This window comes from Stenotrophomonas sp. P5_B8, from assembly GCF_054049855.1.
The window spans coordinates 1-5,702 of sequence record NZ_JBFULO010000239.1 but is presented as its reverse complement, the minus strand read 5'-3'; the positions used below and the strand labels follow the sequence as shown (position 1 = coordinate 5,702).

Sequence of the window (5,702 nt, the reverse complement as noted above, 5' to 3'; positions counted from 1 at the left end):
GTTTTTGTTGGCGGTTGCTGGCCGTGAGCCGGCTCCCCCAAGACGCGTGATGCCTCCCGGTAGTGCCGGCCGCTGGCCGGCTCTGCACCATGCCGATCGGCATCCGTGGGAGCCGGCCAGCGGCCGGCACTACCGGGGTGAATGGGAGCCGGCCAGCGGCCGGCACTACCGGGAGGCATCACGCGTCTTGGGGGAGCCGGCTCACGGCCAGCAACCGCCAACAAAAACGGCCCGCTTGCGCGGGCCGTTCTTCGTTGCATCCGGGCAGGGAGGCTTATACCTCCACGCCCTCGTCTTCCTTGTACGCATCCACCGGGATGCAGGCGCACATCACGTTCTTGTCGCCGTACACGTTGTCCACGCGCGCCACCGGCGGCCAGTACTTCTGCTGGCGCAGGCTGGCCAGCGGGAAGGCCGCCAGTTCGCGCGGGTAGGCGTGCGACCACTCGCTGGCCGAGACCGCCGTGGCGGTGTGCGGGGCGTGCTTGAGCGGGTTGTCCTCGCGGTCCAGGCGGCCGTCTTCGATGGCGGCGATTTCCTCGCGGATCTGGATCATCGCGTTGATGAAGCGGTCCAGCTCGTGCAGCGATTCGCTCTCGGTCGGTTCCACCATCAGCGTGCCGGCGACCGGGAAGCTCAGCGTCGGGGCGTGGAAGCCGAAGTCGATGAGGCGCTTGGCCACGTCCTCAGCGCCGATGCCGGAGGTCTTCTCCAGCGGACGCACGTCCAGGATGCACTCATGTGCCACCAGGCCATTGCGGCCGGTGTACAGGGTCTTGAAGTGCGGGGCCAGGCGCTTGGCGATGTAGTTGGCGTTGAGCAGCGCGACCTGGGTGGCCTTGCGCAGGCCGGCGGTGCCCATCAGGGTGATGTACATCCAGCTGATCGGCAGGATCGAGGCGCTGCCGAAGCTGGCCGCGCTGACCATGCCGACATCGCCTTCGCCGCCCAGCACCTTGGGCAGGAACGGCGCCAGGTGCGACTTGACCGCACACGGGCCCACGCCCGGGCCGCCGCCGCCGTGCGGGATGCAGAAGGTCTTGTGCAGGTTCAGGTGCGACACGTCCGAGCCCCACTTGCCGGGCTTGGCCACGCCGACCAGGGCGTTCATGTTGGCGCCGTCGGTGTACACCTGGCCGCCGTGCTTGTGCACGATTTCGCAGATCTCCACCACCTCTTCCTCGAACACGCCGTGCGTGGACGGGTAGGTGATCATCAGCGCGGCCAGGCGGTCGCTGTACTTCTCCGCGTTGACGCGGATGTCGTCCAGATCGACGTTGCCGTTGGCATCGGTCTTGGTCACCACGACCTTCATGCCGCACATCTGTGCCGAGGCCGGGTTGGTGCCGTGCGCCGAATCCGGGATCAGGCAGACGTCGCGATGGCCCTCACCGCGCGAGCGGTGGTAGGCGCGGATCGCCAGCAGGCCGGCGTACTCGCCCTGCGCGCCGGAGTTCGGCTGCAGGCTGACCGCGTCGTAGCCGGTGCATTCCACCAGCATCGCTTCCAGTCCGTCGATCAGTTCCTTGTAACCGGTGGCCTGGTCGGCCGGGGCCAGCGGATGGATGTTGGCGAACTCCGGCCAGGTCACCGGGATCATCTCGGCGGTGGCGTTGAGCTTCATGGTGCAGCTGCCCAGCGGGATCATGGTGCGATCCATCGCCAGGTCCTTGTCCGCCAGCGAACGCAGGTAACGCAGCAGTTCGTGTTCGCTGTGGTGGGTGTTGAACACCGGGTGGGTCAGGAAGTCGCTGGTGCGCACCAGGCCGGCCGGCAACGCATCGGCGGTGGCCGCGTCCAGCGCGTCCACATCGACCGTGGCACCGAACAGCTGGCCGAGCGCGACGATGTCGGCGCGGGTCGCGGTTTCATCCAGGCTGATGCCGACCGCATCGCTGTCGATCGCACGCAGGTTGATGCGTGCGGCCGCGGCCTTGGCGTGGATCGCCTTGGCGTCGACGTCCTTGACGTGCAGGGTGTCGAAGAAATGCTCGCCCACATTGACGCCGGCAGCGCGCAGTGCGCTGGCCAGGATCGCGGCCAGGCGATGGGTGCGGCGGGCGATGCGGGTCAGACCTTCCGGGCCGTGGTACACGGCATACATCGAGGCCATCACCGCCAGCAGCACCTGCGCGGTGCAGATGTTGGAAGTGGCCTTCTCACGGCGGATATGCTGCTCGCGCGTCTGCAGGGTCAGGCGGTAGGCGGCATTGCCCTGCGCGTCCACCGAGACGCCGATCAGGCGGCCCGGCATCGAGCGCTTGTAGGCGTCGCGGCAGGCCATGAAGGCGGCATGCGGGCCACCGAAACCAAACGGCACGCCGAAACGCTGCGAGTTGCCGACCACGATGTCCGCGCCCCATTCGCCGGGGGCGGCGATCAGGGTCAGCGCGAGCAGGTCGGTCGCCACCGCGACCAGGCCGCCACGGGCGTGCACGGCATCGGCCAGCGCCTTGTAGTCGCCGATATGGCCGAAGGTGTCCGGGTACTGCAGCAGCACCCCATAGGCTTCGGCCTCCATCGCCTCGGCCGGGGTGCCCACGCGCAGCACGATGCCCATCGGCTCGGCGCGGGTGCGCAGCAGTTCCAGCGTCTGCGGGTGCACGGCGTCGTGCACGAAGAAGGTGTCGGACTTGGACTTGGCCGAACGCTTGGCCAGGGTCATCGCTTCAGCGGCGGCGGTGGCTTCATCCAGCAGCGAGGCGTTGGCGATCTCCATGCCGGTCAGGTCGGCGCACAGGGTCTGGAAGTTGATTAGCGCTTCCATGCGGCCCTGCGAAATCTCGGCCTGGTACGGGGTGTAGGCGGTGTACCACGCCGGGTTTTCCAGCACGTTGCGCAGGATGACGTTCGGGGTCAGCGTGCCGTAGTAGCCCTGGCCGATGAAGGTGCGGAACACCTGGTTCTTGTCGGCGATGGCGCGGATCTTGGCCAGTGCCTGCACTTCGGTCAGCGACTCGGGCAGGTCCAGCGGGGCCGGCGACTTGATTCCGGCCGGGACGATCGCATCGGTCAGCGCGTCCAGCGAGGCGTGGCCGACCACGTCGAGCATCTGCGCGATTTCAGCGTCGTTGGGGCCGATGTGGCGTTCGACGAACGCGTGGCTGTGTTCAAGCTCGCGCAGGGAAGGAGTGTTCTGGGACATGGCTGGCATCTCGAAGAGTGGGCACGCACGTTCGGAAGGCAGCCGGGGCCAGGGCGTGTCGCGGGCGACAGCGATCCACCGGACCTTGCGGTCTTCCTGGGTGCCCCTCTGTCCTTTTGCCTGAGAGTTTAAAAGCGCGCATCTGCGTGCTTCGTGCCCCTTCGGCGCCGGCAATGGGCCGGTCTCTCCAGAGTTTTGGTACGGGTGGTATCGGGCCTGAGCGATTACGGGCGTTGCGCCTTCGGCAGCGGGTGTCCGCTTCTCCCACCATGGTGCCCGCCAATTATAGCCCAGCGGCTTTCTCTGCTGCGTCCCCATGGCACATGAATACGGGGTGGTATGGGCGCCCCTCTCGGGCCTCCGGCGATGGTGCCCGGCGGTACAAAGGCCTATCATCATCGGACCCTCGTATTCATCTGGTGCCGCCCGTTCCGGGCTTGCGCCCGCCGTGCAGTGCGCACGGCCCAGACGGAAGACCGCATGACGCCCGCCTCACCCTCGACCCGCCGCCTTGCCCTGCTGCTCGCAGGCCTGGCGATGTTCGGTCCGTTCTCGATCGATACCATTTTCCCGGCCTTCCTGCTGCTCGGCGACCGCATGCAGGTCGACCAGGTGGCCGTGCAGCAGACCATCAGCGTGTACCTGCTGTTCTACGGCCTGATGAGCCTGGCGCACGGCCCGTTGTCCGATGCGTTCGGACGCAAGCGGGTGATCATCGGCGGGCTGGTGCTGTTCATCGGCGCCTCGATCGGCTGCGCGCTGTCGCGCGACATGACCACGCTGCTGGTGTTCCGTGCGCTGCAGGGCGTCACCGCCGGGGTCGGGGTGATCGTCGGCCGCGCAGTGATCCGCGATCTGTACCACGGTGCCGACGCGCAGCGTCTGATGAGCCAGGTGTCGATGATCTTCGGCGTCGCCCCGGCCATCGCGCCGATCATCGGCGGCTGGATCCTGCTCGGCGGCGGCGACTGGCCGCTGATCTTCTGGTTCCTGGTGCTGTTCGGCGTGGTGCTGCTGCTGGCCACCGGCAAATGGCTGCCGGAAACCCACCCGGTCCAAGCGCGCACGCCGCTGTCGATGCGCGAACTGCTGCGCAGCTATGTGCGGATGGGCTCCAACCCGCGCCTGCTGCGCCTGGCCGCGGCAGGCGCGTTCAATTTCTCCGGCATCTTCCTGTACATCGCCTCGGCACCGGTGTTTGTGATGCAACACCTCAAGCTGGGCGAGGGCGGCTTTGCCTGGTTGTTCATCCCCACCATCGGCGGCATGACCGTGGGCTCGTTCCTGTCCGGCCGCATGGCCGGGCGGATCGTGGCGCAGCGGCAGATCGCGATCGGGTTTGCGTTGTGCGCCGTCTCGGCGCTGCTGAACGTCGGCTACGTGGTATCGGTACCGCAGATCGCGCTGCCGTGGGCGGTGATGCCGATTTTCCTGGGCGGCGTCGGCATGGCCTTGATCTTCCCGATCCTGGCGCTCGCCGTGCTGGACATGTACCCGCATCAGCGCGGCCTGGCCTCCTCGATGCAGATGTTCATCCAGCTGATGATCAACACCGTGGTGGCCGGCGTGGTTTCGCCGATGCTCAGCAGCAGCCCGCTGCACCTGGCCTTGGGCTACGCGGGCTTCTTCGCCATCGGTGGCAGCTTCTGGTACTGGGAGCGGCACTGCGAGCGCCGCCGTGACGTGCTGACGCCGATCGAATAAGCGCACGCGCACGCTACGATGGCGGGCGACGCGGGCGTGGCCGGCGTGGTGCTGGCGATCCGGCGGCACCTGGTCAGGGCTGCGGCATCGATCGGCAGGCCATCACCGTCATGGGCTATCGGCGCCACGGCAAGGTGCGGGACCGAGCCGGGCGGCGGCCCTCAACGGGCCCGGCCGGGCCCGTGCGGTATCCTTTGCGCTTTGATGCAGTCCGGACGTTCCAGATGTCGACCACCTCCAAACTGCGCCGCGACATCCGCCGGCGCCGCGAAACCCAGGCTGCCAACCGCGAGCAGGCCGCCACCCCGCCGGTGGAGCCGCATGCCGAGCTGCGTGACCAGCAGCGCACGCTGCTGGCCGGCATCGTCCGCCGCGACGGCGAGTGGGTACTGGGCATGGATGGCCGCATCGCCGGCCAGACCCCGAGCGCGGCGCGCGTGCTGGCGCTGATCATGCAGGCCGCCGAACTGCACGAGCGTCAGGGCACGCCGGTACGCCTGGTCTACTCGGACGCCCTGAAGGATGCCGCGCATGCCGAAGCAACGGCCGACGGCAAGGATTTCGAGCAGTTCAAGGTGGAACTTGCCGCCAGCCTGAAGCGTCCTGCGCATTCCTGAGCGCGGCGTTCGGATCCCCGCGGCCTCGTCATTCCCACAATGCAACCGTTCATCCGGGTAGAGCCACGCCATGCGTGGCTGCCTTTCGCACCGACGCCGATAGCACCCGACGCGCGCTGCGCGTTTGCCGAGCCTGGCTCGGCACTACCGACCACAAAAAAAGCCGGCCCATGGGCCGGCTTTTTCGTTCATCGACGTGCGCGGACGGTCAGCGTGCCACAGGGGCTGCCGTTGCC

Annotated in this window: 3 protein-coding genes and 1 riboswitch; of the genes, 2 read left to right on the top strand and 1 reads right to left on the bottom strand. The window is 67.7% G+C overall.

Translation table 11 applies throughout. The features are described from left to right. Nucleotides 1-274: 274 nt before the first annotated feature. The gene (gene gcvP / locus ACXJKH_RS13235) at nucleotides 275-3,145 is read right to left on the bottom strand and encodes an aminomethyl-transferring glycine dehydrogenase (RefSeq protein ID WP_457319914.1); all 2,871 of its coding nucleotides are present in this window, start codon (nucleotides 3,143-3,145) and stop codon (nucleotides 275-277) included. A gap of 98 nt (nucleotides 3,146-3,243) precedes the next feature. Next, a riboswitch (glycine riboswitch) is annotated at nucleotides 3,244-3,346 on the bottom strand. Between the two features lie 279 nt (nucleotides 3,347-3,625). Between gcvP and ACXJKH_RS13230 the strand changes: the two genes are divergently transcribed. Beyond that, nucleotides 3,626-4,849: a multidrug effflux MFS transporter gene (locus ACXJKH_RS13230; RefSeq protein ID WP_457319912.1), complete on the top strand. Its 1,224-nt coding sequence runs from the start codon at nucleotides 3,626-3,628 to the stop codon at nucleotides 4,847-4,849. A gap of 224 nt (nucleotides 4,850-5,073) precedes the next feature. Next, the gene (locus tag ACXJKH_RS13225; protein ID WP_312239255.1) at nucleotides 5,074-5,466 is read left to right on the top strand and encodes a hypothetical protein; all 393 of its coding nucleotides are present in this window, start codon (nucleotides 5,074-5,076) and stop codon (nucleotides 5,464-5,466) included. Nucleotides 5,467-5,702: the final 236 nt, after the last annotated feature.

Coding starts and splice junctions, on each gene's coding strand:
- ACXJKH_RS13230 (WP_457319912.1), top strand. CDS start 3,626: ATGACGCCCGCCTCACCCTCGACCCGCCGCCTTGCCCTGCTGCTCGCA.
- gcvP (WP_457319914.1), bottom strand. CDS start 3,145: ATGTCCCAGAACACTCCTTCCCTGCGCGAGCTTGAACACAGCCACGCG.
- ACXJKH_RS13225 (WP_312239255.1), top strand. CDS start 5,074: ATGTCGACCACCTCCAAACTGCGCCGCGACATCCGCCGGCGCCGCGAA.